Origin of the sequence: Vibrio sp. GLN_1 (assembly GCF_043106015.1) — a bacterium.
Taxonomy (GTDB): Bacteria; Pseudomonadota; Gammaproteobacteria; order Enterobacterales; family Vibrionaceae; genus Vibrio; species Vibrio parahaemolyticus.
The window spans coordinates 1,079,277-1,106,242 of record NZ_JBICMD010000036.1 but is presented as its reverse complement, the minus strand read 5'-3'; the positions used below and the strand labels follow the sequence as shown (position 1 = coordinate 1,106,242).

Sequence of the window (26,966 nt, the reverse complement as noted above, 5' to 3'; positions counted from 1 at the left end):
AATGTGTTTCAATTTGGTGTTTATAGGAAAATTAACTGTTACATGATTATTATTTATTTTATCCCGATTTTTGTTTCTTATTATAGCGTTTGCTAATGAAACTTAGATCTTGAACATAAAATACATTCTTCGTCTTTAATATAACGCTTGAAAGTAACCGTAAGTCGAGGCTTTCATGCTCAAGGCTGACATACTGTTTAAAACGCCAAACCACTTTAACTGCAAATGGCGATGTCGTTGCGGTTTTAAATGAGCAATTGCTTCACATTTTAAGTGGCTGATTCGTAAAATGGATTGCGGTCTGCCATGACAATAGGCAAGGTGTTGAATAATACGAATCACTCATATAAGGCCATCCATGACAACAACTGGTCACGTGCATTTTTATATTGGCACTTACACCAACCCACCGAGTACGAGCACGGGCATTGCGCGTCTATCGTTGAACACTGAAACGGGTGAACTGACTCGGCTTGACGATGTTGTAGTTCAACGTAATCCGTCCTATCTCACGACTACCGAACACGGGCTGTATACGTTTAGCGAAATGGATAGAAATGAAGGTGCAGAGCTTGCGTTTTTTCGCGGTAGTGAATCCGTCTCTTTGCCGATTAATGGCGATTATCCGTGTCATTTGGATATCAAAGAACCGTTGTTGGCGGTTGCTAATTATGGCTCTGGAAATGTTAGTGTATTTCAATTGGATCGCGATGGTAAACCGCTTGGTTTATTGGCGGATTTATACGTTGATGGATGCGGGCCGAATTTAGAGCGCCAAACTTCTCCTCACGCTCATCAAGTCACGTTTTTAAAGCACAATCATCAATTGGTTGTCGTAGACTTAGGCAGTGATAGCGTCCTTATTTATGATTACGATGCCCAGCCGCCGGATTTTTCACTGTCGCAAGTGATTCATTTGCCCGCAGGTTCGGGACCGCGCCATGTGGTGTTTAACCAACAAGAGTCGACAGCGTATGTGGTTTGCGAACTGTCAGAAACCATGATTGTTCTGGTTAAGCACCAAGATAAGTGGCTTATCTCGAATCAAACTGAATTATTAGAAGGGGAAGAGAATCAGCAAGCGGCGGCGGCGATTCGTCTTTCGCAAGATGAAACGTTTTTGTATGTCTCTTGCCGAGCTCAGAACAAAATCAGTGTGTTTGATGTGTCTGGCGATACGCCAAAAAGGCGAGCAGCCATTCACTGTGAAGGGGTTTTTCCACGAGATTTTGTGTTGTCTCATGATCAAAAGTGGTTGCTGGTTGCCAATCAACATTCCAACAATGTGGTGAGCTTTCGTCGCCATCCTCAAACAGGGGAAATTACTGCAACGGGTTATGACTGTGAGATAGGCTCTCCAGTGTGTATTGTCGAACAACCTTTGTAACGATTAACGCTGAAACAACAGGAAATAGAAAAGCCTAGCGGGCGGCTAGGCTTTCAGGATAAAAGCAGTTAACGCCAATCTTCAACGTACAGTTAGACGTAAATTTTGCCTTTCATATACAACACACCATCACCAGATACTTTGACGCAATCCTCTTTGACTTCGCAGTACAGAACGCCACCACGTGCTGATGCTTGATTCGCCACTAAAGATGCTTTGCCGAGCTCTTGCGCCCAATATGGTGCTAAGCTTGCGTGGATTGATCCTGTGACAGGGTCTTCATCTCCGCCGTTCGCTGGCCAAAAGTAGCGAGATACAAAGTCGTATTGACTGCCTTTTGATGTGACGACGACATCGTAAGGGGCGAGTTGTTTCAGTTGGTTGGATCGATATTGAACACCGAAAACGGTTTGCTCATCTTCCACGATGACGAAGTAAGCTTGTGGGCTAAGCAGTACGTGTGTTATTTCGCAGTTTAATCCCTCAATCAATTGCGTAGGAATGGCGTTGACGGGGTGTGGCGCTCTTGTCGGAAATGTCATTTCAATCTTGCCAAGTGCGTTCTTAATTACGGTTAAGGTGCCCACTTTTAATGTGTGAAACTCAATACTTCCTGTAACGCCGAGTTGATCGAACAACACCATGGAAGCGGCGAGCGTTGCGTGTCCACAAAAGTCGATTTCTGTAAGTGGTGAAAACCAGCGTATTTCATATTGATTCGTCCCAATCGTTTTAACAAACGCGGTTTCAGAGAGGTTGTTTTCCGCTGCAATGTTTTGCATTAGCTCTGGTTCTAACCACTCTTGCAAGGGTACGACTGCGGCTGAGTTGCCTTTAAATTGCGTGTCTGTAAATGCGTCAACGACGTAGATATCCAGTTCCATTCTGTCTTCCTTGTTTTCTGAGCAATTAGTTAGCATAAACCAGATGCAACTCAGAGAATAAGAAATTTATGCTTGAATCTTAAAGTGTCAAAATAGACGATTATTTTATATTTTGTGATACTTATTGATGTGTCTTGGCTTGGGTTGATGAATAGACTTGATTTGAACTCATTGAAAGGAAGAAACACATGAAAGCGATTCACAAGTCTGTTTTGGCCCTTAGCGTTTTGGTTATCGGCTCTGCCCATGCTTTTGAACTAACGAGCAAAGATATTCAAGAAGGTCATCCAATGGCGAAGACATTTGAATATTCAGGTTGGGGATGTGATGGTGCGAACCAGTCTCCACAACTGATGTGGAAAGACGTTCCAAAGGGTACGAAAAGTTTTGCGATTACCGCGTACGATCCTGATGCACCAACAGGCAGTGGTTTTTGGCATTGGATAGCGTTTGATATTCCAGCCTCAGTTAACGAGTTGCCTCGTGGCGTTGATATCAGCAAGCTCGGCGGTAAGGAGTCTCGTATCGATTACGGTACTACTGGTTTTGGCGGCGCATGTCCTCCAGAAAAAGATGGTATGCACCGCTACCAGTTTACCGTTTGGGCCTTGCCAAGTGACAAGTTGAACTTGGATAAGAACACGCCAGCGGCGGTTGTGGGATTCACGTTGAATAGTGTCGCATTGGACAAAGCGAAGTTAACCGCCACTTACACACGATAATTGAATAAGAAAGGGGAGAAGATGAGCCACCAATATCAAGTCACGTTGTTTCGTGCGGAGCAGCAGCAAAAGCTGCGTAACGTCAGGATTCATTCCCCGAGTATTATCCAGATCATTAAAGGGAGTAAGCGTCTGTTTTGGAAAGACGAAGCGTTCGATATTCTTCATCCTAATATCATGCTTTGTGAAGCAAACGCTTCGCTGAATTTTGAAAACCTTCCTCAGCAAGGGCGCTTTCTCTCTCGAATGTTCAGTTTTCACTGTGTGCCGAGTGATGACATGCTGGAGCTGAGTATGATCAATGCGCTTGGCGAAAATGTACCTGCGGTGGAGACAGATAAAGCATTGCAAGCAACGCTGAATGCGCTGTTTTCTTTTGAGCAAGAGAGCTTGAGTGAAGCGACGCAACGTTATTGGGTGTTGGGGTTGTATCAGCAGTTAGCGGAAAGGGGATTGTTGCATCGACTTTTTACCAGCTCGAATACCTCATTTAGCGAAAAACTCAGCCGCTATTTGTCACGCTCTCCGGGCGATGACCATCCTTTGGAACGGGTGGCTGAGCGTTTTGCTATGAGCCGAGCAACGTTGATACGCAAACTCAAGCAAGAGGGTACTCAGTATCGCGAAGTGCTGGCAGAAGTGCGCTTAAATCACGCACTCTACCTGATGCAAAATGGTTCATACAACGTTGCGTTGCTCGCGCAGTTGTGTGGCTATCAATCGGAAGGGCGTTTTAGCCAACGCTTTAAAGGCAAGTTTGGTTTAACGCCCAGCGAGTACATCAAAACCGTTGCCAGTTAGTACCTAACACTGCTATTTGGCTCGGTCTCAATGTTTCTCATTTTAGCTTTGGTATTTGGTTTTCATCCGCAGTGCGACGTTAACCAAAGCAATCAGAACCGGAACCTCGATCAACGGGCCAATTACGCCAGCGAATGCTTGATCGGAATTCAGACCAAATACAGCAATGGAAACCGCAATGGCCAACTCAAAGTTGTTACCCGTTGCCGTAAATGCGATGGAGGCATTTTTATCGTAGGGGATGCCCATTCTCTTCCCGATAAAGAAGCTGGCAAAAAACATCAATACGAAGTAGATCGCTAGTGGGACTGCCACGCGGAACACATCCATTGGCAGTTGTAAAATCATCTCTCCTTTGAGGCTAAACATCAGCACGATGGTGGCGAGCAAAGCGATCAAAGTAATGGGTGAAATTCGAGGAATAAACACATCGTTGTACCACTTCTCACCCTTTGCAGCGACTAACCACTTGCGACTGAGAAAACCAGCAAGGAAAGGAATTCCTAAGTAAATCAATACGCTTTCTGCAATGTCACCCATGGAAATATCAACCACAAAGCCTTCATAGCCAAAGAACGGTGGAAGTACGGTGATAAAGAGCCAAGCCATAACGCTGTAAGTCAGAATTTGAAATGCGCTATTTAATGCCACTAAGGCCGCGCCATATTCTTTGTTGCCGCCGCCAATATCATTCCACACTAAAACCATAGCGATGCAGCGTGCAAGGCCAATCAAAATAATGCCAACCATGTAACCCGGATGATCACCAAGAAAGGTTAAGGCAAGAACGAACATCAGGATTGGACCGACGATCCAGTTCATAACCAGAGACAGCGTGATGGCCTTTTTATCTCTCGTTACCGTTCCCAATAGACCGTAGTTCACCTTGGCGAGTGGTGGGTACATCATCAAAATCAAACCAATGGCGAGCGGTACGTTCGTACTACCAACGGACATTGCTTCGTTCCATTCTGCTACTTGCGGGTAGACTGCGCCTATCCCCACGCCGATGGCCATTGCGACAAAAATCCAGACCGTTAAGTAGCGGTCAAGAAAGCTCATTTTTTCACTGGCACTATTTAAAACTTCAGTCGTCATAGTGGTCTCTATTCGTTTATCGTCGAAAGGCGATGTATTAAGTTATAGTTTATCTTTGCGCACGTGGAAAGCGCGCAACGTGTCTTAGCTAAATAAAACGGAAAACTGAGCGTTAAACGCGTTCAGTTTTTCACGTTGAATACGGTAACAAACCTTTGGCGGGTTGGGTTCTGCACTGATAAACCCGGCCTGTTTTAGAATGCGTAAGTGTTCTGATACAGTCGATTGCGCTAAACCTAACTCAGAGACTAAATCGCTATTTAAGCAGCCACCCATGGTGTCTAAAGTGTGAAGAATATGCAGAATGCGTAAGCGAGCAGGATGAGACAGCGCTTTCGCTTGAGCGGCGAGTGCTTGTTCTTTATCGAGTTGTTGTTGCGTGGTTTCAAAAGCAATTTGGCACGTTTCGTTGCATTTGTTGCTCATGAGCAGACCTTTATAGTTAATCGTCGAATTACGATTAAGTGTACGTGTGCTTTTTCTAAGGCGCAACTGTTGAAAGGAGAATTGAAGATAAGAGACGTCAAAAAATGGGAAGGGATGATGTCTCGCAAATATTTGGCGGACTAACAAAGAATTCGGTCAAATGGCAGCAAGTAAAAAAGCAGAACTTAAAGATACGACGAATTGGGGGTGTGGTATCAGGAGCTAAGTTCTGCTTGGGGGTTAGGTTGTGAGCAATTTTCTATATTTCCTGCTAGCCAAATCAGTATGGTGAAAAAAGGGGAGGCAAAAAAGAGAGTAGATTTCTTCGCTTTATTCCTGATAAGACCAAATAGGTGGGTTTTTCCTACAATATAGGGACGAAATGCTAGTAAAAGGGGAACAAAGTGTTTGGAAGTTTTCTTATTTTATTGCCGCCAAGTTCAGTAAAATACGCCTATTCAATGACCTCCTAGAGTTAAGGTACGTGCGGTGTCTGATCTCAACTTATTTCGTTATTACCAACGCTTGCTCTCTTTTGGTGTTGGTAATGAAGCAAAAACTACGCTGCAAGAAATCGCCGATTTGTTGTTTACTTCGCCTCGTCATGCGCGCAGTTTGCTGGCGCAGATGCAAGAGATAGCGTGGTTAAGTTGGCGACCAAAACCAGGACGGAACCAACGTTCAACATTGTTGTTAAACGTTGAACTCAGCGCGCTGAAAGAAAGCCTTGCACTAGAGCGGATCAAGCTTGGTAAGTACGAGAAAGCGCTGTCGATTCTGGATGAAGATGAAGCCGCATTTGGGCGACTCCTCAAAACAACGTCGGGCGCATCGGTAAAAGAGGGGCGGCTCAATATTCAGCTGACCTACAAACGCATGTTCGAGCGTGTTGTTCCTCATCAATTGCAGCGAAGCAGTGAGCGCTTTTTGCTACGCCAAATTTATTGCTGTTTGGTATCAAGTGATTATTACGGGCGCGTAAAACCAGAGCTGGCGCACCATTGGCGATACGATGAGCAAAAATTCGAATGGACGTTTTACCTCCGCCCCGGGCTTACCTTCCATAATGGCAACCCAATCGATGCCGACACGGTGGTGAGTTTGTTTGCCAAATTGAGCTCACTAGAATACTACGAGAAAGAACTCGCGCATGTGGCGAACGTGACTGCGCCAAACCCTCTCAAAGTGGTGTTTACACTTAACCGACCTGACTTGGGTTTTGCTGGGCTTATTTCTGGCGTGAAATATGGCATTCAGCCCGTGAGTCAGGTGAACGTTGCGAACAACAAGTTGGTGGTGGGGAGTGGGCCATTTTCCGTCGTTGAACACAGTGAAAACCGTTTGAAACTACAAGCGTTTGATGGCTATTACGCGTGTCGAGTACTAACGGATTTGGTGACGATCTGGATCGTCAACGATGAAAAGATGGAGAACCCATCGCTCGCTGCGAATACTCTGCAACCACAGCCAGTCCTTGTTGATGACATGTGCGGTCACTACATGTCGACACCGAACAGTGAAACCTCCCCAGCGAGTAAACGCAGTCGAACGGAAGACGGTTGTTTGTTCGCACTGTTTAACCATCATGCGAAGCACGCTTTGTCTCAGGCTCAGCGCCGATACATCAGTGATTTGATTCGACCGGAGCAGTTAGCCGAAGTGATGAAGAGCGAAAAGATAAATTTTGGTAGCGTCGCTGCTTATAACTTGTTGCCAAACTGGAAACCAGTGTTGCGCCCCTTTGGAGATGTGGTCAAGTTGCCAAAGCTGATCACCATCGCAGGGTACAATTACACGGCGCTACGCCGGTGCGCGCGAGCGATTTCTTCGCGTTTAGAGCGTGCGGGCAGCCGAGTGGAGATCGTTATGTACTCCTACCGAGAACTGAGCGAGAAAGCCAAAAACGGCACGCTAGATGAGACTCTGGTCGTCACCAATATCAACTTGGACGATAACCGTCATGCGTCTGCGTTTAGCAACTTCTTTAGCAATGCAGTGCTTTACCACACCTTAGGGGCGCAAAATGCGGCGTGGTTGGATGCTCAAATGGAAAATGTCCGTGCATTTTCACCGCTTGAAGATTACCTGAGCGCGTTAGAGCCGATTGCGTCCACTTTGATTAGCGAATATTGGATTGCACCGATGTTCCACCATACTCAGACGCTACGTTTTCAAGGGGTCTTGGAAGATGTCGCACTCACAAACTGGGGATGGCCAGACATACGATCCGTTTGGTCTGCGGACTGATCAAAACCGCCTGAGTGGCGGTTTTTTTGTGTCTGTAGTTTGGTGAAAGCCAGTGACGTTTTTATTTCTTCTAGCCAACAAATGTGATGTTTATCTACGTTTGAGCGTGAGCTATCAATAAATGGCCCGAAATGAACTTTGAAATTAATCACGAATTATATCGAGTCAATAGGTCTAATGTGATCTGATTTAAATAATGTAACTTTAAGAATATTGTCGAGAAAGTGATTGCATTCAAGATTCGTCTATTGACTTGTTGCTCAAATAAAATTTGTAGATTTTTTACGTGCGGGATTTTTGAGATCTGTCCATTTAAACAAATTGACAGGCTTTAAAGTGTGATTCGAAGCGCAAAAGTAGCTCGGTTGCGCGGTTGGGACTCTGTTATTGATAATTAACCCATCAGATGACGAACTGTTGATAGGGTTAAATATGCTGTACGAGTTAATCGACCACGAACTAGTAGATGTAATTAATGATCGCGCTTACCAATGGCAAGATGCGGTTAAAAAGACCACTCAATACCTAGAAAATAAAGGTTACGTCTCCCAGCACTATGCTGATGCGATCATCCGTTCAACGGAAGAAAACGGTCCTTACTATGTGTTATGCCCTGGATTGGCTATGCCTCATGCCCGACCTGAAACTGGCGTTTTAAAAACAGGTTTAGGCATCCATATTTTCCCATCACCTGTTGATTTTGGATCGGATCTCGGTCCGGCCAATATTCTTATTACCTTAGCTGCGAAAGACTCTGATACCCACATTGAGGTGATTCAAGCGTTGAGCGAGATGTTTGTGGATGAAGAGAACATTGCAAAACTGGCACAAGCCTCTTCCAAAGAACAAGTGCTAGACATAATAAAAGCATACTAAAAGGAACATAACGTGAAAGCAAACATGCGAGCCAATGTGCAAGCCTTCGGAGGTCATTTGACCGCCATGGTGCTGCCAAATATCGGAGCCTTTATCGCTTGGGGCTTTATTACTGCACTTTTTATTCCTACGGGCTGGATGCCAAACGAAGCCTTTGGCGAACTCGTGGGGCCAATGATCACTTACTTGCTGCCACTTTTGATTGGTTACACCGGTGGTCAGATTGTTGGTGAAAAACGCGGCGCGGTAGCGGGGGCTATCGGTACGATGGGCGTGATTGTCGGGGCTGACATACCGATGTTTGTTGGCGCAATGATCATGGGCCCACTGAGCGCTTGGGTTGTGGTGCAAGTGGATAAACGTATTCAACACCGCATACCTTCTGGTTTTGAGATGGTGGTCAACAACTTCTCGTTGGGTATCGTCGGTATGTTGTTGTGTTTGTTCGCCTACGAGATTGTTGGCCCTTCGGTCACCGCAGCAAACTTGTTTGTGAAATCAGGCATCGAAGCGTTGGTTGCAACGGGTTTCCTGCCTTTGTTAGCGATCATTAACGAACCAGCAAAAGTGTTGTTCCTGAACAACGCCATTGATCAAGGCATTTACTACCCACTAGGCCTGCAAGCGGCCGCAGAAACGGGCAAGTCCATCTTCTTTATGGTGGCGTCTAACCCAGGCCCTGGTCTTGGTATGCTGCTGGCCTACGCGAAGTTTGGCCAGGGTTTGTCTAAACGTTCTGCACCAAGTGCCATCATCATTCACTTCTTTGGTGGTATTCATGAGTTGTATTTCCCATACGTACTCATGAAACCAATCATGATTGTGGCAATGATTGCTGGTGCGGCGACAGGCATCGCAACCTTCAACCTAATAGATGCCGGTTTGGTCGCGGGTCCAAGTCCAGGCTCTATCTTCTCTTACCTTGCTCTTACTCCGAAAGGTAGCTTCATCGCGACCATCGCAGGTGTGACAAGTGCAACGATTGTCTCTTTCTTGGTAGCAAGTGCGATTCTGAAAGTAAGCAAATCAGAAGAAAAAGAAAGCGAGTTTGAGAAATCAGTTTCTGACATGAAAGAAATGAAAGCAGAAGGCGCAGTTAAGCCCGTTGCGGCAGCTGCGACGACGCAAGAGCCGAGCAAGCCAATTTCATTTGTCGCATTCGCATGTGATGCGGGTATGGGCTCTAGTGCAATGGGCGCATCGACCTTCAAACGCAAGCTGGTACAAGCTGGGATAGAGATTGAAGTGAAGAACTTTGCCATCGAGAAAGTCCCGAGTGAAGCCGATATCGTCGTGACACACGAGAGCTTAGAAAGCCGTGCGGTCAACGCGACAGGTTTACCAGTCGTAACGATCAAGAACTTCCTCAACGACCCAGCGCTTGACGAGCTGATGGATAAGATTAAGCAACAAACGGTCGCGACTGAGCAACCAGCCTAACAATGCAGTTTGGGGCGGCAGGTATCGCCCCAATTAGGAGAAAAATCATGGTAAAAACAACGGCAGCGGTTATCTGTGGTGAGAAAAACGTTCAATTAAGAACCTTTGATTTACCAAACATTTCAGCCGACGAACTTCTGGTTAAAAACATTTCAAACAGCATTTGTCTATCCACTTACAAAGCAGCATTGTTAGGTAGCAAACACAAACGCGTTCCTGAAAACATTGACGAAGTGCCCGTAATGACAGGTCATGAATACGCAGGTGTGATTGTTGAAGTCGGTGAGAATCTAAAAGATCAATTCAAAGCTGGTGACTACTTTGTTTTGCAACCTGCCATGGGCTTGCCTAGTGGTTATTCTGCGGGTTACAGCTACGAAACCTTTGGTGGCAATGCAACGTATTCCATTATTCCTAAAATCGCTATCGACTTAGGCTGTGTACTGCCTTACCACGGCGATTACTTTGCTGATGCGTCTCTGGCGGAGCCAATGTCTTGCATCATCGGTGCGTACCATGCGAGTTACCACACTCCCCAATACGTGTACGAACACGATATGGGCATTAAAGAAGGTGGTGCGTTAGCGCTACTCGCTTGTGCTGGCCCAATGGGCATTGGTGCGATTGACTATGCGATCAACGGCCCTGTAAAGCCAACGCTGGTGGTGGTTACTGACATCGACGCTGCGCGTTTAGACCGAGCTGAAAGCCTCATTCCGGTTGCAAAAGCTAAAGAGCAGGGCGTAGAACTGCACTATGTGAATACCGCTCAAATCGACGATCCGGTCGCGTATCTCAAAGCACTCAACGTTGGCAAAGGCTATGACGATGTAATGGTCTACGCGGCGGTTGCTCAAGTGCTAGAACAAGCCGATGAGCTACTTGGCAATGATGGCTGCCTCAACTTCTTTGCTGGCCCAACGGATAAGAATTTTAAAGTGCCGTTTAACTTCTACAACGTGCATTACGAATCAACCCATATTGTAGGGACGTCCGGTGGTTCAAAGGGTGACATGGTGGAATCTATAGAGCTTTCCTCGCAAGGCAAGATCAATCCATCGTTCATGATCACACATGTTGGTGGTTTACAAGCAGCGCCACATACGATTCTGAATCAGTTGGATATTCCGGGCGGTAAGAAGTTGATTTACCCACATATTGACCTGCCATTGACGGCGATTGATGACTTTTTATCGTTGGCAGACCAAGATCCGTTCTTTGCGGAACTCGATGCGATTTTGTGCGCGAACAACTATGTGTGGAACGCGTATGCAGAAAAAGCGTTACTTGAGTTTTATGACGTGAGCTTAACGGTTTAGTTGCAACGAACATGTGTGGTAGCCTTTGCGCTGCCACATAATGGAGAGGTCATAAGACGTTGTCACGTGAAGACGAGTTACTGGAGAAATTGGATGAGTGTGAAAATGCCACTGCGTTTCTTCAGGTTTCTAACAAAATAATTAACCTCAAGTTAAAAGCATTACTTCCGAGTGTGTTCGTCCAAGACGACTTAGTGAAGGAGTATGCTGTGGATCCGTTATTGAGAGAAGATGGGCCATTGGTCACGACCGATGTTGTCTCCAAGTTGATGTTTGCGATGGGAAAAATCTCATTACAAACTTATGCAGACATTGGCTTGTACGATCAGGTATTGGAGTATGTGGTTACTCAGCCTGAAAAGATCGCGTTTACAGATGATGTGATTTATGACTTCATCAAAAACCAAGCGGTACTCTCTTCTCAGCAAGACTGCTTTTATCTTGAGTCGATCAATCAGCTAAAGTTCTCTTCGTTTGAGTCCTTTTCGCAAATGAGATACGAATCTCTCATCAAAACAGTGCTCAAGCTGTCGTGTGAAATGTTGATAGAAAGAATCGAAGAGGAAATCAATCAGTAAGGGTTCACCATGAAAGTGAATTTAAACGTCAGTGGCTTTGAAACCGAAGCAACCTTTCCCGATGCCGACGTAAAACGAATCCATCAGCCTCTTATCGAAAAATTTACTCGCCTCTATCATGAGAAGCAGGAACGTATAGTAGTGTTCTTGTGCGCTCCTCCGGGCAGTGGCAAGTCGACACTCGCTGCGTTCTGGGAATACTTGTCGGAACAAGATGAAAGCCAAGAGCCTTTACAAGTGCTGCCGTTTGATGGTTTCCATTATCCAAATGAGATCCTCGACAACAATACGATTGAACGAGATGGCGAGCTCGTGTCTCTGCGCAGTATTAAGGGGGCCTATCAAACATTTAATCTGACGGAGCTTATCGACAAGCTCAAACAGCTCAAAGTGAAAGATCCGAAATGGCCTTACTACGACCGCAATTTGCATGATCCAGTCGACGACGCCATTTTAGTGAATCGCAATGTTGTTGTCGTTGAGGGGAATTGGTTACTGCTTAATGAACCGGTGTGGAATGAACTGCATCGTTTGGCAGATTTTACCGTCTTCGTCGATACACAGCCTGAGTTTCTGCAAAAACGCTTAGTAAACCGTAAGATTCGTGGTGGCACCGCACCAGAAGCCGCATTAGCGTTTTATTTAAACTCAGATGCCGTAAATGTAGATAAGGTTTTAAATCATTCAATTCCAGCGGATCTCACGCTGTTTCTCAATCAAAACGGTTCGTTCGAAATTCGATAATTTGTCCACAATTTAGGAGGTCACCATGGATATCGTCGTTGATAGCCACACCCATACTATTGCCAGTGGACATGCCTACAGCACCATTTTAGAGAACGCATTGGCAGCCAAGAATAAGGGGCTAAAACTTCTTTGTACCACCGATCATGCTCCCGAAATGCCAGGAGCCCCTCACTACTGGCACTTCAACAATCAAAGAATTTTGCCCCGCTTTTTGCATGAGGTCGGTATTCTCCGTGGCGTTGAAGCCAACACTTTAAACGTCAAAGGCGAGATCGATCTTCCGCTTTCCTCTGATCAACATCTTGATTGGGTAATTGCTAGCTTTCATGAGCCCGTTTTTAGACCCGCAACCGAAGCGGAGCACACTGCCGCGCTAATTAACGTCATTAAAAGTGGCAGAGTGGACGTGTTAGGGCACTTAGGTAATCCCAATTACCCATTTGATATGGAGCAAGTGTTGCGTTGTGCTAAATCCCACAATGTAGCGATTGAGGTGAACAATACGTCTCTCACAGGCAAGAGCCGAAAGGGCAGTGATGCGCGCTGTGGCCAAATTGTTGCCTTAGGAAAAGAGATTGGCGTGTATTTCAGTACCGGCTCTGATGCGCACTTTTGCGAAGAGATTTCAAAACTGGATCTCGCCATCGAATTGCTGGAAAAACATGGCGTGGAGAAGGACAAAATCCTAACGACTTCAACCTGTCGTTTCTTGAAGTTCTTACTACTCAGAGGTAAACCACGCATTCCTGAGTTCGACGCGTTTTACTGATGTATGTGCATGAATAATCAAAAGTAGACCCCGCCAATCGGCGGGGTTTGTATTAGTTATGTACAAACTTGATTACTTACAAAGGTGACTCAACGACTACATATTTACGATCTGCCCTAAGTGGCGCAAACCATGTGTCTTGGTATTTGAAATAGCTTTGCCCGTCTATCACTATCGTCTGCTTGGTGTGGGGAAGTGAGTCAACAATTTCGCCAAGCTTATAAGGGCTTGGGGTTTTCCTAGTGATGGTTTTGCTTGCCTCTGTTGTCGTAGTGCTCACTTGGTTAGGAGAGGCAGAATAAGAGTTGGGTGAGGTTGTCACAGTACTTAAGCTCGTTGTTGTTGACGCTGAGTTAGGTAAAACATCACTACCACTGATGACTGTGTAATTTCCGGCTGGTGGGTTTTGGACATACACGTAACGACTGCCGCGCTGTTGATAATAGGCGTCTTGCACAATGGCGTAGGTCACCCCAGCGAAAATCGCAAACGTAGCGATGCCAACCAGATCGTTATGGTAATAGTAATAACGACCACGATAAGGTGGATACCAATAACCAGGTCGCACATAAATGAAAGAGGAATGGTATCGCGGCGGTCTTATTACGACGGGTGGACGATGGTAGTAAGGCGGTCTGTAGTCGTGTGAAGGGCGATGCGGCGGCCGAATCGATCGCTCCGGACGATTTACAGGATGACTGTGGTGCTTATTGCCCGGTTGAGTAATGGGTTTTACCGAATGTTGCGGATGAGGTTTTGCCTGTAATGTTGTTGTGCCAAGTATCATGACAAACACACTGGTCGCAAGCCCTCTGAAAATTGATATGTAGTTCATAAAACGCCTCCCCTTGATATTGGAGAGTAGGGTGCTCAAAACATAAGTATAACAGAGCGAAACAATTAGGAAGCGTTAGGATCTGAGCGTTGTTCAAGCACTAGAGACAAGAGGCGCACCAGTAGGGACTGTGCTTCAGGTGATAGCATCCGAGCAACCGTCACCAAATCTTCTGCGGTCACGTGTTCTATCCCTCTAATATCGAGCGCGATATCGAGGTCAGTCAGATTTAGAGAGCGCAAAATAGAGCGGTATTGCGAAAGTTTGAGATCCGATTCGCCTCGCTCGATGCGTTGGTAGGTTTTGACGCTCATCCCCGCGATATTTGCCATTTGTTCACGCGACAAACCGTGCTCTTTTCGTCTAATAATGAGCGCTTCAACGATAGGGTCTACGTGCATGGCTTCTCCAGATAGGACAGTTTTGACCTAATCAACGCAAGAAGTGGACCACTTTAACCACCCTATCTTTACCCGATTTTAAAAAGGGTATAAGAATGGCGTTCTAATTAAATGTGCAATTATTTCAGTCAGTTCTTATAAAAATGGAAAAGCATCAGTCATATAAATCAATTACAGAAAAAGTCTCTATTCGCAAAATGCAACGCATTTTAGATCAGCTGCTGAATGAAATTGATGAGAAACACCGCGCTTCAAAAGAGAATGTTGTGACATTGACTCGGCAGTCACAGCATCGTCTGATGAGCTATAAAGAGCTTTACCTTCACCGTGAGGCTATAGCCGAAAGTGAACTGCTGTTGGCGTATGAAAGCATGAGTGATACCGAGAAACAGATAGCTGATATGGGGCTATCAGAACTAACTTATGCCATTGAAGCGCTAGATAGAGCGTGCTAACGCATTGCACAATATCGTCAACGATTGGATTGTGTTGAATAAAGGGAATAATAAACAAAGAAGGGATGCAAATGCTGGGGAACCACACCCAGCATTCGGACACTCATTTACCTAAATTTTCGAACCGTAAATCAGTGTTTAGAGGTATGTGAACCGAAGCGAGTCGGTACGCAGCGAATAATAGCGATATTGTCTGATCTAGGCTACGTCCTTGGAATCTAATACCTTAATCTAAACTGTAAATTAATTTGTACACACGCCAATAATTGAGCGCTCCAGCACGTTCTTTTTCTCATTAAGCGATAAAAGACTAACTAGCGATGAAAATAGCAACATATCTATTGCTCTAGCAAAGGGTTGTTAAAATATATCGCTGTAAGACTGACCTTTTGCTTTTCAATCGTCCTAGTTATGCCTTACAATCTTTTTCGAACCAAATCCATTCATAAAGAATGGGGTTGATGATTCCAGATGAACGATTTTGCTTCGAACCCAAAGTTGTCACATCTCATCAGCCATTAACATCGCCCAAAACGACTCCCGATTCATTCATGTGCAATTGAACTAACCACCTTTTGCTGCATGTTTCTTGTGACAGGGGTTCTTGTATCCATTTTCTGGCTAAGAGAGAAGTAGGGTCGTTTTGTGTCTGTGCTTTGGATGCTGCACAGCAGGCGAGAGATAAACGGATTGAATTTAGAGGTATTAACCGTGAACCTAAAACTTGTCGGCAGCTCCCTGATCGTTGCAGGTACTGCTCTTGGCGCTGGTATGCTTGCCATACCTATGGTGCTTGCTCAATTTGGCCTCCTTTGGGGCACTCTTCTTATGTTGTTCATCTGGGCTGGAACGACTTATGCCGCTTTGCTTCTACTTGAAGCGAGTTGCAAAGTCGGTGGTGGCGTAAGTATGAACGCAATCGCCCGCGAAACACTTGGTAAAGGCGGTCAGTTAGTGACTAATGGTCTGCTTTACGCGTTGCTTGTTTGTCTATTGATGGCTTACATCATTGGCGCTGGCGATCTAGTGCAAAAAATCACGGCATCAGTCGGCCTTTCTGTTTCCACTGTTTCTAGCCAAGTTGGCTTTACTATCTTAGTGGGTCTGATTGTTTCTGCTGGCACTGGTGTGGTCGACAAGCTGAACCGTGGTCTGTTTATCGGTATGATTGTTGCACTTGTTTTAACGCTGTTTGCCCTTGCTCCTAGTGTTTCATTCGAAGGCCTAAACGAAGTCGTTAGTAGCGACAAAATGGCACTGATCAAAACCAGTTCTGTGCTATTCACCAGTTTTGGCTTTATGGTCGTCATTCCTTCGTTGGTGACTTACAACAAAGAAGCGAGCAAAACTCAGCTGCGCAACATGATCGTTGTCGGCTCTACGATTCCTTTGGTTTGTTACCTATTGTGGTTGTTTGCGGTTGTGGGTAACTTGCCGCCACATGAGCTGGTACAGTACTCAAACGTCACTGAACTGATCTCGGTTCTTGGTCAACAGTACAATGGCTTGGAGTTTATTCTGTCCATGTTTACTGGTTTGGCGTTGCTAACTTCATTCTTGGGTGTGGCAATGGCGCTTTACGACCAAAACGCGGACTTGCTCAAAACCAGCAAGCCAGTGGTATTCGTCACCACATTTATTCTGCCGCTACTTGGTGCTGTATTTGCTCCGGAACATTTCTTAGCAATTTTAAGCTACGCAGGCATTATTCTTGTGTTCTTGGCGGTTTTTGTTCCATTGTCGATGACAATGAAAGTGCGCCGTGTTCCTGTCGAAGACAACAGCGTTTATGAAGCTGGTGGCGGTGTGATGGGCATGAGTATGATCTTCCTGTTTGGCTGCTTCCTACTATTTGCGCAAGCTGTCTAATACAAGCACATTGAATACATGAGCCGCCCGTTGAAAAACGAGCGGCTTTTTTAATGGCAATGACATAAGTTTTACGAGAGATGACGGCTTTGACGTCGTGCTGATAATTGTTCATAAGCTCTGACCGAGAGGTGATACTCCTTAGCAAACGACTGACATGTGGTAAGCAGATGCTGACTAATATGGTGATAGTTATATCGATAAGGGGAATCGTTGTGTCAAAGCAATTATCTGTTGCCATGGTTGGCGTTATGCTGTCTTTGGGTGTGTTCAGTGCGGAAGCGATGGCAGATCCAAAACACAGACACGGTCATAAACACGAGCATCATCATGACCATCACCACCATAAACGTAAGCACAAGCATAAACACCGACATCATGATGTGATTGTGGTGAACCCAAGGCCGCCAAGGCACCAATACTACTATTATGACCGCATTCCTCGTAATAGCACTTATATTCAAATTGGTAACTTTACGTATTTAAAAGTGGATGACCATTATTATCGTCGTTCAAGTGACCGATATATCCATGTAAAACTATAGATACAAAAACAGCGAGCTAGGCTCGCTGTTTTTGTTGATGAAAGACCTAAACCGTAAAGCGATTTAGGATTTCATCCTGCTTGCGTACATTGTCGTGTTGAGATTGCATCGCTTCGTTAGTGCGGTTTGCAGAATCAGCAACTTGAGTGGAGAGGTCTTTAATGTTGACCGTGTTGTTGTTGATTTCTTCCGCGACAAGGCTTTGTTCTTCTGCCGCAGAGGCGATTTGTAAGTTCATGTCTGAGATCCGTTGAATCGCATCACGAATGCGTTGTAGCGCATCATTCGCCAAATCGGCTTTTTCTACCGCTTCTACAGCACTGCCTTTGCTTTGATGCATCGCGCTTGCCACTGAAGACGCGCCAGATTGTAGCTGTTCAATCATGCTGCGAATTTCTGTTGTCGATTCCTGTGTACGTTGTGCCAGTGTGCGAACTTCATCGGCCACTACAGCAAAACCACGACCAGATTCACCTGCGCGTGCAGCCTCGATTGCAGCATTCAATGCAAGTAGGTTGGTTTGGTCTGCAATATCGTTGATAACTTTAAGAATCGTTTCGATGTTTGCTGTTGCTGACTCTAACACCTGAACTTCTTCAACCGCCAAATCAATGCTGTCTGAGAGCATATTAATGGTTTGTGTTGATTCGCTCACGACTGATGAGCCTTCAATGGTTGCTTGATCGGCTTCTTTCGCAGCGCTTGCGGCGCCTTGTGCGTTGTTCGCAACTTCTGTCGCGGTGACAGACATTTCGTGCATTGCGGTTGCCAGTTGCTCCAATTCTTGAAGCTGAGTTTGAATGGCACCAGCGGAGTCGCGTGCGCCTTCTGCCGTGATTTGAGTGCCAGTAAGAATCTGATCAGAGATCGATTTCGATTCAATGATCTGCTGCTGAAGATTTTCCATAAAGGTGTTGAAGTTTTTCGCTAGCTCAGAAAACTCCTGATCGGTGTCAGTTTCTAGGCGTTGCGTTAAATCACCTTTGCCAGATGCGACGTCTTTAATTGCCGTGTTTAGTGTATCTAGCGGGCGCATTAGGGTTCTGATCAGAAGTGTTAATGCGATAACTGAAGCAAGTACAGCGATGATTGAGTAAATGATCGCGCTATTACGTAGCTCTCCAACCACTGAGTAAGCTGCCGTTTCATCAATGATGGCGCCCACGTACCAGTTCTCACTTGGGATATGAGTAAGGCTAACCATGTAAGGATTGTTATCAACTTCGATGTGTTGAGTCGCCTTATTTAAGTCAACTTGCGGTAGGTAGCTATTGAGCTTTTCACCGTTGTACTTACTTTGCGGGTGCGCAATCGTCGTGCCATCGTCAGTGACTAAGAACAAGTAACCAGCATCAAATAGGTTCACTTGGTTAACTAGGTCGGAAAGGGTAGTTAGCTCTAGGTCGTAAAACATGCCAGCTAAGAACTGGCCGTTTTGTTTCACTGGCGTACCAACAGAGATGATCACATTCTTAGATGATGCATCAACATAAGGGTCGGTAACCACCAAATCGCCTTTGTTTTTGGCTGCGATAAACCAAGGGCGCTGGCGAGGATCATAATCAGGCCCTGCATCCCAACCGTCGTCGTTTTCAATCACGAAGCCATTACTTTCGTAACCAAAACCAATCGCTAGGAAGCTCGATTTCGGAGTTGGCTTCTCAAGAATGTCTTTTACGTATGTGCGGTCGTTTGGCGATAGTTCTATGATCTCTGTGATCGAGCGTGCGAGATCTTTCTTCGCGTTCATTTCGGATTGAACGGTGTTGCTCACACTGGTCAAAATCTCTTTAACGCTTGAATTGATGTGCTCCTGAGTTTGAGAACGAATCGTCATAACTTGTTGCGTCGATAGTAGCGACACAGTAATTAGCAGCAAAATTGAAGAGGCGGTGACAACCTTATGTCTGAATTTCATGAGTTTTCCTCTAAGTCTCCCGGATAGTTTTCTTCTGCTTCCACCTCTTTTTGGGTTCGGGTGAATTCGGCAGAAAAAGAAACCTGTTGTGTTTGATTACTTTCTTATCGACATCTTTATCAAAAACATGAATCCATTTGTTGTCTTTTTTAACCAAAATTAAACAAAATGGTGGTTTGAGTTAAAACTTGTGAGTTTGATCTGATTTGTGAGCCATCTTAATGAAAGCGTCATAATGAAAGGAATTGCTTAAAGAGTACTGCTGTTAACAGGTTTGATTGAGGAGTTTAGTAAAGTTTTATGTATTATAAATAAGCGTTTATAGAGGTTTTTTCTTTGTAAATTATAGAGTTTACGTTGGGAGGCGAAGTTAAGTGGGTAAGTAAGCCAAATTTTAGTTGTAAAAAAGGCCCCGACAGAGCGGAGCCTTTGTGTATGCTTTGATTTTAGAAAATCAGATGCGCAACACCAGCAATCACAGGAAGTGTAATCAGCGTACGCAGAATGAAGATAACAAACAGTTCTACGATGTTAACTGGAATCTTGCTACCTAGTAGTAGTGCACCAACTTCTGACATGTAAATCAACTGAGTAACAGACATTGCTGCGATAACAAAACGAGTCATTTCGTTGTCGATAGATGCCGCCAGAATCGCAGGGATAAACATATCTGCAAAGCCAACCACGATAGTTTGCGATGCTTGTACCGCTTCAGGAATTTGTAGCAACTCTAAGTAAGGAATGAATGGCTGACCAAGGATCTCAAACACTGACGTGTATTCAGCAATCACTAGTGCAACGGTACCCAAACCCATAACCACAGGCAGTACGCCAAACACCATATCGATAGCGTTGTGCACACCTTCTTTGAATACAGACTGAACAGATTTTACTTCTGCAGCGCGTTTTAGAGCTAAGTCCATGCCCCAAGAGAATGTCGTGTGACCTTCTGGCACTGCATCTACATCTTCTGCTGGCTTGCTGCCGTCAATGTAGCGGTCTTTTTTCAGGCTTAGAGGCGGCAAACGAGGAATGATAACCGCAGCCACGATACCTGCTAAACAGATAGCTCCGTAGAAAGGTAGGAACAGGTGTTCAAGTTGAACCTGAGCAATAACAACTAAGCTGAATGTGATCGATACCGCTGAGAACGTTGTACCAACAACTGCCGCTTCACGTTGAGTGTAGAACTTGTTTTCGTACTGCTTGCTTGTCAGTAGGATGCCCACACTGCCATCACCCAACCATGATGCCATACAGTCGATCGCACTACGGCCAGGTAGGTTAAATACTGGACGCATTACTTTACTTAATAGCGCGCCAAATAGCTCTAGAAGACCGAAGTTAAGTAGTAGAGGAAGCAGAAGGCCAGCAAAAATGAATACTGCGAATAGCGTTGGTAGAAGACCAGTTAAAACAAGGCCGCCGGTGTTTTCTTCCCAAATCGCTTTTGGACCTACTTGGAAGAACGTCATCAATACCGCAGCACCACCGATTAGGCGAACAACAAGCCAAAGTGGAGACGGGTTGAAAAGTCCGTTTAAGAAACCGTTACGAAGGATCGCTGCTGGCTTGAAAATTTTACAAAGAACAGAAGCGACAGCCATGAAAGCGATAATAGCGGTAACGATAGCAATAAGTGCATCGCCAAGTAAGGCAGGAATGACTTTTGCCATGACTGCAACAGGGATAGTGAGGTCGCCATTGTAAGAAATAGGCGCCATAAACAGCAGAAGACCGATTAGGGATGGAATGAAGAACATCCAAAAGTTGCCCTTAGGTGCTTCAGTAGCATTGGTGTTGTTATGCATAGTTTTCTCGTGTTACTACTAGTCAATACTCGCCATATTCCATGACATAAATATTCACTAAACATCCGTATTTAATCACAGTGATGCGGAGGGTACCCGCAAACTGCATCCATTGCAATACTATTCATTAAATACATGTAGTTATTCAGCCGATTTATCGGATAAATTGCCAAATAACGCCATTGTGTATATGAAAATGTTGCGTGTGTTAGAAAATTGTAGCACGAGAGGCGTGCTGTGCAGATTCTTATGGGGCGCAGTGTGACTGGAATAATAAAAAGACGGGCAAATGTGATTACGATCTCACGTAAATTACCTTGGTTTTTAGGCTTAACCTTAATAGTACTAAGGGCTATAGAAGGTTGTAGTGAGTGTTATATAAAGAAAGTTGAGACAGTCGAAGGTGGATTGGAATGAAGCAGAGTCGCAACGGATTCATGCATTGATGGCTGAATCCGTTGCTTGAAATTAAGCGTTTTGGTTGCGACTGATGGAGTAAAGGTAAGCCCAGTAAATTAGCGCGATACCAAAGGCTAAAATTGCAGGAAATACCAGAGCATACAAGCCATAAGCCATAAATAAGGCAGCGCCGACGCTCCCGCCTAGTAAAAAACCAAAGAAGATGAATAGAAACAACTTAGCTTTACGGCGGTCAAATTGACGTCCTCGTAAGCTCTCACCAATCATAATGCCAAGGTCGGTAATGATCCCCGTCATGTGTGTCGTTCGGACAACTGCGCCACTAAAAGTGGTGATCATCGCATTCTGCAAACCACATGCTGCTGACGCTAAGTATTGGCCGTAGGAGTCGCCCTCGACCAAGAAGCCTAAACTTAACAGTAACAAACTCCCTTCAATACAAAGTGCCACACCATAGCGTCGGCCAAGCTTTAAAGCGCTACTCTCAATAAAGAAGCCGCTAAACGCAGAGCCAATCAAAAAGCTGAATACGATAAAGAGCAGGTGAATGGAATTATCCATACCTGTTAATAGGCTATTCCCTAGCTGAGTTACGGTTCCGGAAAGATGCGTTATCGCTTGATGTTGAAAGCCGAGAAGACCAACGGCATTGACGCAGCCCGCGAGAAGGGCAAGTAGAAACGCGCCATATTCCACCCAACGAGGAAGTCTGGAAATCACAATAAAACCCCACCAAATGTTAGGAGCAGATTATAACGCTCACACTGAGTTACGAAACCTTTTCCTGTTCAACTCGGTTGATCATTCTCAAAAAAATCTCATTTATAGAGCTTTTGCTCAGATAATAACAAGCCAATAAAGGGGGATTCCCCTCTATTGAATGTGTTCCATTGTGCACTCGAAACTCACCCAGCCATGTTTCCTTTGCTCATAAATCGAAACTTTTGGCTCATGAAATTCGGTGTTATTGAAAATTCCAACGGGAACAACAACGATTTCAGGAGCTGCGGATAACAACAGTCGCATCGTCGTGCCACAAGCAGGGCAAAATTCGTATTTCACTTCATTACCATCGTCGCTGATTCTGGTGTAGTTGGTCGTGTCACCATCTAAAATGACCTGCTCCTTATCGAATTTGGCCTGGACACCAAAAACGCTGCCTGTTCGTTTCTGGCATTCAAAGCAGTGACAAATAGAGGTTCGCAGAGGTTCATCTTTACAGCGAAGTTGAACTAAGCCACAGGCGCACTCTCCGGTGTGAATTATGTTTGTCATCGTTATTACCTATCGATTGCCCACTAAACAGTTTATACCTAAATCCGCTCGAGTGATTTCACGATACTTGGTTCATCGAGATTTGAGTGTATGCGGTGATCCTATTGGAATTGGTATATACTCCGAACACAATTTTTAGAACAAAAACAAGGAAGTCGCCATGGCTCGCAGCAGAATTCTGCCAATTCCACTCATTCTTCTTATTCCTATCGTGCTATTAGCGATTGTTATCATTGCTGGTGTGTATCGCTTTAGCTTGTCTGATGATGAAATCATGGCCAAGTTTCCGCAAGCAGAGGTGCAATCTAATCCTATCGTTGCCGAAGTGTTGGGAGTGCAAGCGAAGAATCCGTGGACAATTCAAGTACCAGAGCAAAATGCCGTCTCTTTTTTAGAAGAGTGGGACAAGGAGAATGGCTACCTGATTGGTCAGTATGATGCAGGCGCGACAAAGGGGCAGGTTTTGGTACCGACCGCGTTTATCGCTCAACGTAAAACCAACAAAGAATTTTGGATTGCGGCGCCGATGATTGTTACGACTCAAGGCTCAGGGGCATTTTATTATGTTGGGTTGTTTAAGTTTGATCCGATCCCGAGCCGAGTGGTGTTGCTAGACAGCGTGTTTATTGGTGATCGAGTTAAATTTGCTCAAATCAATTGGCAAACGGATACCAAAATCGCTATTTCATTCCTAACGCATGGCGAAAGTCAATCCATGGCAGATGAGCCAAATCAATCAAATTCAGCCACTCTAACCCGTGTAGGTAATAACCTACATATGCAACAGTGATGAATTTTTTTTGACTTCTGTAAAAATTAAGTGTTTTCTGCGCTAGATCTCGAAATTTCATAGTGATTTCTTATACGGGAATGCATAAGCTATGAGCCTTGTTTGAAAGGAGATAGTAATTCCCGTGTCTACAAATGAAATTACAAAACGGTTGCCGAATCTGACAAGTCGTAGAGCGCTACTGTTATACTCCTTGCCAGTTTTAGTTGCGATAGGTGTTTCTCACTCTCTCAAAGAGTCATCTTTAACTAAAACCATCGCATTAAATCTGCCAGAATCGCAGGTTGTTGAACGAATTCTTGATGCGACGACTGCGGAAGTCGTCACTCCACCTAATTTTGAGTATCAAATCCAAGCTGGCGATAATTTAAGTACTATCTTTAGCCAACTCGGTTTCGGTTACAGTTCATTAATGAAAGTAATGGAAACGGATTTGAACTACCTTGCACTTGATACCTTAAAGCCTGGTAATACGCTGCGTTTTTGGCGCAATGATGCCACAGGCGAGCTAGAAAAAATGGAACTGCAATTTTCGATTGCAGATAAAGTGGTTTACCAGCTGAACAGCGATGGTGGCTATGACTTTACCGATATTTCCATTCCTGGTGTTTGGCGTCAGGAGCCGCTAGTTGGCGTAATTCAAGGCAGTTTCTCTTCTTCTGCGAATCGTTTAGGTCTGAGTTCTGCAGAAATCAGCCAAGTGGTGGGCTTGCTAAAAGAGCAGGTGAACTTTGGGCGTGATCTTCGTGCGGGTGACCGATTTGAAGTGGTTCGTCGTTCACAAACTATCAACGGTGTTTCAACTGGCAAGAATGAAATCGAAGCGATCAAAATCTACAATCGTGGTCGTGAGATAACCGCGTATCTTCATACGGATGGTCAGTTCTACAACGCGAAAGGTGAAAGCCTACAGCGTGCGTTCCAACGTTATCCTGTGAGCCGTAGTTGGCGTATCAGTTCTGGATTCAACCCAAATCGTTTACACCCAGTAACAGGCCGTGTTGCACCGCATAACGGTACTGACTTTGCTGTGCCAACTGGCACACCAGTAGTGTCGACGGGTGACGGTACTGTGATTATGACCCGTAAGCACCCATATGCGGGTAACTACGTTGTTGTTGAGCACGGTAACAAATACAAAACGCGTTACCTGCACCTAAGCAAGATCTTAGTGAAGAAAGGCCAAAAAGTTTCTCGCGGTCAGCGTATCGGTTTGTCTGGTAAAACAGGCCGAGTTACTGGCCCACACCTTCATTATGAATTGATCGAGTACGGACGCCCTGTCAACGCGATGCGCGCGAATATTCCGATGGCGAGCTCTGTTCCTAAGAAGGAGATGGCAACCTTCATCGCGAATCGAGATGAAATGGATAAGCTACTAAAAAACAAAGAGAAAGCGGTTTTATAGCTGTTTAGGCTCTTAATCGAAACAAAAAGACCAAGCAATTGCTTGGTCTTTTTTATGCGCGTTTGACTTGTCTATCGTTAATCATGTGTACCAATTCATCGACGTTGTGTGGGCGAGAATAGAAGTAGCCTTGAATATAATGGCAACCCATGTCGATAAGCTTATTTAACGCCCTGTCGTCTTCTACGCCTTCTGCAATTAAGTCGACATCCAACAGTTGAGCTAACTGGGCTATCAGATATACCACTTGCTCTGACGTTTTGTTCGAGAGCATATTGCGCACAAATGTGGCGTCAATTTTGATGCTGTCGATAGGGTAATTATGAATGTAATTTAAGCTCGAATAGCCAGTGCCGAAGTCATCCAGTGCGACTTTAAAACCAAGATAGCGAAGCGAGTTCAAAACCATCTGCTCGCGTCCACTTTGTGAAAGCAAAACGGTTTCGGTGAGCTCTATAACAAAGTCCGAAGCATCATGACCGTATCGCTCGAGCAAGGTTGTTAGGTGGTTGATGTAGCGGTTTGAATCGACCAATTCGTGTGCAGAGCAGTTGATGGATAGCTTCACGGTATAACCGAGGTGAGCCTCTAACTCTTGCTTCGCAATACATGCTAACTCTATGATTCGCTCACCTAATTCGATGATTAATCCCGATTGCTCTGCCGCTTCAATAAACTCCGCAGGGGAGATGTTGCCATACACACTGCTGTTCCAACGAGCGAGTATTTCAAAGTAATCCCAGCGATCATTGTTTACATCAACAATCGGTTGTAACACCACGTAAAGCTCATGACTTTCAGTAATGCTCGTGCTTAATTGAATGCGCATCGCTTCAATCAGTTGCGTTTGACGATGATAAAGCGCACTTAAGTGCGTGTCGTAATGTTGAACTCGTGTGTCACGGTGTTTTTTGCAATCTTTCAACGCTAAGCTGGCATTTAGGATCAGTTCATCACTGTTGAGCATGTGAACAGGCGCTCGTGCAATGCCAATGCTCACGGTAAACGAAATACGATTGGATTTGTCACTGTAACCAGCTTCAATTTTATCGAGCACTTCCTGACATACAGCCACGGGATCTTCATCGTAAGTAATAAAGGCAAACTCGTCGCCAGCAACGCGAAAAGCGTTATTCGGGGAAGACAAGCTCTGCTGAATCGCATTTGCAGTAAACTTGATGATCTGGTCACCAATGTAGTTCCCGTTGATGTCGTTTATCGATTTGAAGTTGTCGATATCCAGATACGCCAGATTAAAAGGGCGGGTGGCTTGCTGCGTTAATGTTTCTAGCGTATCTGCCAAACAGCTGCGGTTCAACAAACCGGTGAGGTTGTCATGAGAGACTTCGTAGCTAAGTTGGTTTAGGAGTTTGTCCGAACGCTCGCTGACCCATTTTTCACGAAGGCTATGGATAATCACATTGGCATAAAAGCGATGAAGTTCGAGCACATCTTGTGCTTCTTTCGCGTGAATACTTCGAGTAAAAGTAGACAGCAAAATCCCAAGCACTTCGCCACTTTGTGTTTTCAACGGTAGGCCAAGGTAAGCTTGAACGCCATCATCCTGAAACATCTGGTCTTCAGGAAAGCGTTTATAGACCTGATCTTGGTAAAAGATGTGCTCGCCAATGTCTTTCGCGACTTTTTCACATGGAGTGCCCGACAGGTGGTAACTGAGGTTATCTGAGATCTCTCCGCCACTTGCAAAGGAAATGGTGTGCGCAGCATGTTGAAGATGAGCCACTTCAACAACGCATGTACAATGACTCTTCAACTGTTGATGGATATCTAAAGTCACTCTGTTGAGCATAGCGCTCCCATTGAGCTTCAATATTTCATCAAGCTTTTGGACACTGATTTGTACATGATCCATTAAACACGTTACCTAGCCGTTATTAATTTCATATCGTGCTTTGATAGTTGTGCGACACGACGACTTATAATT

General features: G+C 45.0%; 25 protein-coding genes. 15 read left to right on the top strand and 10 right to left on the bottom strand.

Features of this window, described 5'->3' with window-relative positions:
* Positions 1 to 358 precede the first annotated feature (358 nt).
* The gene (locus ACF8OV_RS22740) at positions 359 to 1,387 is read left to right on the top strand and encodes a lactonase family protein (protein ID WP_203504158.1); all 1,029 of its coding nucleotides are present in this window, start codon (positions 359 to 361) and stop codon (positions 1,385 to 1,387) included.
* 92 nt (positions 1,388 to 1,479) lie between these two features.
* Here the strand turns inward: ACF8OV_RS22740 and ACF8OV_RS22735 are convergent, their stop codons facing one another.
* Entirely contained in the window at positions 1,480 to 2,271 is a 792-nt protein-coding gene (locus ACF8OV_RS22735) for a PhzF family phenazine biosynthesis protein (RefSeq protein WP_317676247.1), read from the bottom strand.
* Positions 2,272 to 2,459: 188 nt separating this feature from the next.
* On the opposite strand from ACF8OV_RS22735, the gene ACF8OV_RS22730 reads away from it, so the two are divergent.
* On the top strand, positions 2,460 to 2,993 hold the full coding sequence (locus ACF8OV_RS22730) for a YbhB/YbcL family Raf kinase inhibitor-like protein (RefSeq protein WP_025636052.1): 534 nt from the start codon (positions 2,460 to 2,462) through the stop codon (positions 2,991 to 2,993).
* Between the two features lie 21 nt (positions 2,994 to 3,014).
* Entirely contained in the window at positions 3,015 to 3,794 is a 780-nt protein-coding gene (locus ACF8OV_RS22725) for a helix-turn-helix transcriptional regulator (protein WP_025791401.1), read from the top strand.
* Between the two features lie 42 nt (positions 3,795 to 3,836).
* On the opposite strand, the gene arsB is transcribed toward ACF8OV_RS22725, so the two are convergent.
* Positions 3,837 to 4,892: an ACR3 family arsenite efflux transporter gene (gene arsB / locus ACF8OV_RS22720; RefSeq protein WP_005462079.1), complete on the bottom strand. Its 1,056-nt coding sequence runs from the start codon at positions 4,890 to 4,892 to the stop codon at positions 3,837 to 3,839.
* Positions 4,893 to 4,976: 84 nt separating this feature from the next.
* The gene (locus ACF8OV_RS22715) at positions 4,977 to 5,318 is read right to left on the bottom strand and encodes a helix-turn-helix transcriptional regulator (protein ID WP_021450705.1); all 342 of its coding nucleotides are present in this window, start codon (positions 5,316 to 5,318) and stop codon (positions 4,977 to 4,979) included.
* Between the two features lie 489 nt (positions 5,319 to 5,807).
* Between ACF8OV_RS22715 and ACF8OV_RS22710 the strand changes: the two genes are divergently transcribed.
* The 7 genes from ACF8OV_RS22710 (at position 5,808) to ACF8OV_RS22680 (ending at position 13,294) form a co-directional block, all read left to right on the top strand.
* Positions 5,808 to 7,565 (top strand): SgrR family transcriptional regulator, encoded by a 1,758-nt coding sequence (locus ACF8OV_RS22710; protein WP_005482583.1) that lies wholly within the window; start codon positions 5,808 to 5,810, stop codon positions 7,563 to 7,565.
* A gap of 432 nt (positions 7,566 to 7,997) precedes the next feature.
* Positions 7,998 to 8,441, top strand: a complete 444-nt coding sequence (locus ACF8OV_RS22705) for a PTS sugar transporter subunit IIA (RefSeq protein WP_005391226.1) — start codon at positions 7,998 to 8,000, stop codon at positions 8,439 to 8,441.
* A 12-nt stretch (positions 8,442 to 8,453) separates the two neighbouring features.
* Positions 8,454 to 9,881 (top strand): PTS mannitol transporter subunit IICB, encoded by a 1,428-nt coding sequence (locus ACF8OV_RS22700; protein WP_274055836.1) that lies wholly within the window; start codon positions 8,454 to 8,456, stop codon positions 9,879 to 9,881.
* 47 nt (positions 9,882 to 9,928) lie between these two features.
* The gene (locus tag ACF8OV_RS22695; protein ID WP_203504156.1) at positions 9,929 to 11,200 is read left to right on the top strand and encodes a zinc-binding dehydrogenase; all 1,272 of its coding nucleotides are present in this window, start codon (positions 9,929 to 9,931) and stop codon (positions 11,198 to 11,200) included.
* A 59-nt stretch (positions 11,201 to 11,259) separates the two neighbouring features.
* Positions 11,260 to 11,778 (top strand): MltR family transcriptional regulator, encoded by a 519-nt coding sequence (locus ACF8OV_RS22690; protein WP_005462031.1) that lies wholly within the window; start codon positions 11,260 to 11,262, stop codon positions 11,776 to 11,778.
* A 9-nt stretch (positions 11,779 to 11,787) separates the two neighbouring features.
* Entirely contained in the window at positions 11,788 to 12,522 is a 735-nt protein-coding gene (locus ACF8OV_RS22685) for a nucleoside/nucleotide kinase family protein (protein ID WP_062905395.1), read from the top strand.
* A gap of 25 nt (positions 12,523 to 12,547) precedes the next feature.
* On the top strand, positions 12,548 to 13,294 hold the full coding sequence (locus ACF8OV_RS22680) for a phosphatase (protein ID WP_203504154.1): 747 nt from the start codon (positions 12,548 to 12,550) through the stop codon (positions 13,292 to 13,294).
* A 76-nt stretch (positions 13,295 to 13,370) separates the two neighbouring features.
* On the opposite strand, the gene ACF8OV_RS22675 is transcribed toward ACF8OV_RS22680, so the two are convergent.
* Both ACF8OV_RS22675 and ACF8OV_RS22670 read right to left on the bottom strand, forming a co-directional pair.
* A complete protein-coding gene (locus tag ACF8OV_RS22675) occupies positions 13,371 to 14,129 on the bottom strand; it encodes a hypothetical protein (RefSeq protein WP_203504153.1) in 759 nt (252 codons plus the stop codon).
* Between the two features lie 65 nt (positions 14,130 to 14,194).
* Positions 14,195 to 14,530, bottom strand: a complete 336-nt coding sequence (locus ACF8OV_RS22670) for a helix-turn-helix transcriptional regulator (protein ID WP_024703317.1) — start codon at positions 14,528 to 14,530, stop codon at positions 14,195 to 14,197.
* A gap of 143 nt (positions 14,531 to 14,673) precedes the next feature.
* On the opposite strand from ACF8OV_RS22670, the gene ACF8OV_RS22665 reads away from it, so the two are divergent.
* The 3 genes from ACF8OV_RS22665 (at position 14,674) to ACF8OV_RS22655 (ending at position 17,399) form a co-directional block, all read left to right on the top strand.
* Positions 14,674 to 14,985, top strand: coding sequence for a hypothetical protein (locus tag ACF8OV_RS22665; protein ID WP_071652697.1), 312 nt, complete (start codon positions 14,674 to 14,676; stop codon positions 14,983 to 14,985).
* 711 nt (positions 14,986 to 15,696) lie between these two features.
* Positions 15,697 to 16,854, top strand: coding sequence for an amino acid permease (locus ACF8OV_RS22660; RefSeq protein WP_005462067.1), 1,158 nt, complete (start codon positions 15,697 to 15,699; stop codon positions 16,852 to 16,854).
* Between the two features lie 215 nt (positions 16,855 to 17,069).
* A complete protein-coding gene (locus tag ACF8OV_RS22655) occupies positions 17,070 to 17,399 on the top strand; it encodes a hypothetical protein (RefSeq protein WP_020835034.1) in 330 nt (109 codons plus the stop codon).
* Between the two features lie 46 nt (positions 17,400 to 17,445).
* Here the strand turns inward: ACF8OV_RS22655 and ACF8OV_RS22650 are convergent, their stop codons facing one another.
* From ACF8OV_RS22650 to ACF8OV_RS22635, 4 genes are all read right to left on the bottom strand, one after another.
* On the bottom strand, positions 17,446 to 19,317 hold the full coding sequence (locus ACF8OV_RS22650) for a methyl-accepting chemotaxis protein (protein WP_020842326.1): 1,872 nt from the start codon (positions 19,315 to 19,317) through the stop codon (positions 17,446 to 17,448).
* 446 nt (positions 19,318 to 19,763) lie between these two features.
* Positions 19,764 to 21,128 carry a YjiH family protein gene (locus tag ACF8OV_RS22645; RefSeq protein WP_005462024.1) on the bottom strand — a complete coding sequence of 455 codons (1,365 nt, stop codon included), beginning with the start codon at positions 21,126 to 21,128 and terminating at the stop codon, positions 19,764 to 19,766.
* A 468-nt stretch (positions 21,129 to 21,596) separates the two neighbouring features.
* Positions 21,597 to 22,268 carry a YoaK family protein gene (locus ACF8OV_RS22640; protein ID WP_015313010.1) on the bottom strand — a complete coding sequence of 224 codons (672 nt, stop codon included), beginning with the start codon at positions 22,266 to 22,268 and terminating at the stop codon, positions 21,597 to 21,599.
* 153 nt (positions 22,269 to 22,421) lie between these two features.
* A complete protein-coding gene (locus ACF8OV_RS22635) occupies positions 22,422 to 22,823 on the bottom strand; it encodes a GFA family protein (RefSeq protein ID WP_005487761.1) in 402 nt (133 codons plus the stop codon).
* A 160-nt stretch (positions 22,824 to 22,983) separates the two neighbouring features.
* On the opposite strand from ACF8OV_RS22635, the gene ACF8OV_RS22630 reads away from it, so the two are divergent.
* Both ACF8OV_RS22630 and ACF8OV_RS22625 read left to right on the top strand, forming a co-directional pair.
* Positions 22,984 to 23,613 carry a hypothetical protein gene (locus ACF8OV_RS22630; RefSeq protein WP_110177925.1) on the top strand — a complete coding sequence of 210 codons (630 nt, stop codon included), beginning with the start codon at positions 22,984 to 22,986 and terminating at the stop codon, positions 23,611 to 23,613.
* A 124-nt stretch (positions 23,614 to 23,737) separates the two neighbouring features.
* The gene (locus ACF8OV_RS22625; protein WP_005498353.1) at positions 23,738 to 25,021 is read left to right on the top strand and encodes a peptidoglycan DD-metalloendopeptidase family protein; all 1,284 of its coding nucleotides are present in this window, start codon (positions 23,738 to 23,740) and stop codon (positions 25,019 to 25,021) included.
* Positions 25,022 to 25,073: 52 nt separating this feature from the next.
* Here ACF8OV_RS22625 and ACF8OV_RS22620 read toward each other — a convergent pair whose 3' ends face one another.
* Entirely contained in the window at positions 25,074 to 26,894 is a 1,821-nt protein-coding gene (locus ACF8OV_RS22620; protein ID WP_203504151.1) for a bifunctional diguanylate cyclase/phosphodiesterase, read from the bottom strand.
* Positions 26,895 to 26,966 lie beyond the last annotated feature (72 nt).

Coding starts and splice junctions, on each gene's coding strand:
- ACF8OV_RS22675 (WP_203504153.1), bottom strand. CDS start 14,129: ATGAACTACATATCAATTTTCAGAGGGCTTGCGACCAGTGTGTTTGTC.
- ACF8OV_RS22680 (WP_203504154.1), top strand. CDS start 12,548: ATGGATATCGTCGTTGATAGCCACACCCATACTATTGCCAGTGGACAT.
- ACF8OV_RS22740 (WP_203504158.1), top strand. CDS start 359: ATGACAACAACTGGTCACGTGCATTTTTATATTGGCACTTACACCAAC.
- ACF8OV_RS22705 (WP_005391226.1), top strand. CDS start 7,998: ATGCTGTACGAGTTAATCGACCACGAACTAGTAGATGTAATTAATGAT.
- ACF8OV_RS22725 (WP_025791401.1), top strand. CDS start 3,015: ATGAGCCACCAATATCAAGTCACGTTGTTTCGTGCGGAGCAGCAGCAA.
- ACF8OV_RS22685 (WP_062905395.1), top strand. CDS start 11,788: ATGAAAGTGAATTTAAACGTCAGTGGCTTTGAAACCGAAGCAACCTTT.
- ACF8OV_RS22730 (WP_025636052.1), top strand. CDS start 2,460: ATGAAAGCGATTCACAAGTCTGTTTTGGCCCTTAGCGTTTTGGTTATC.
- ACF8OV_RS22670 (WP_024703317.1), bottom strand. CDS start 14,530: ATGCACGTAGACCCTATCGTTGAAGCGCTCATTATTAGACGAAAAGAG.
- ACF8OV_RS22620 (WP_203504151.1), bottom strand. CDS start 26,894: ATGGATCATGTACAAATCAGTGTCCAAAAGCTTGATGAAATATTGAAG.
- ACF8OV_RS22635 (WP_005487761.1), bottom strand. CDS start 22,823: ATGACAAACATAATTCACACCGGAGAGTGCGCCTGTGGCTTAGTTCAA.
- ACF8OV_RS22695 (WP_203504156.1), top strand. CDS start 9,929: ATGGTAAAAACAACGGCAGCGGTTATCTGTGGTGAGAAAAACGTTCAA.
- ACF8OV_RS22665 (WP_071652697.1), top strand. CDS start 14,674: ATGGAAAAGCATCAGTCATATAAATCAATTACAGAAAAAGTCTCTATT.
- ACF8OV_RS22735 (WP_317676247.1), bottom strand. CDS start 2,271: ATGGAACTGGATATCTACGTCGTTGACGCATTTACAGACACGCAATTT.
- ACF8OV_RS22645 (WP_005462024.1), bottom strand. CDS start 21,128: ATGCATAACAACACCAATGCTACTGAAGCACCTAAGGGCAACTTTTGG.
- ACF8OV_RS22715 (WP_021450705.1), bottom strand. CDS start 5,318: ATGAGCAACAAATGCAACGAAACGTGCCAAATTGCTTTTGAAACCACG.
- arsB (WP_005462079.1), bottom strand. CDS start 4,892: ATGACGACTGAAGTTTTAAATAGTGCCAGTGAAAAAATGAGCTTTCTT.
- ACF8OV_RS22650 (WP_020842326.1), bottom strand. CDS start 19,317: ATGAAATTCAGACATAAGGTTGTCACCGCCTCTTCAATTTTGCTGCTA.
- ACF8OV_RS22630 (WP_110177925.1), top strand. CDS start 22,984: ATGGCTCGCAGCAGAATTCTGCCAATTCCACTCATTCTTCTTATTCCT.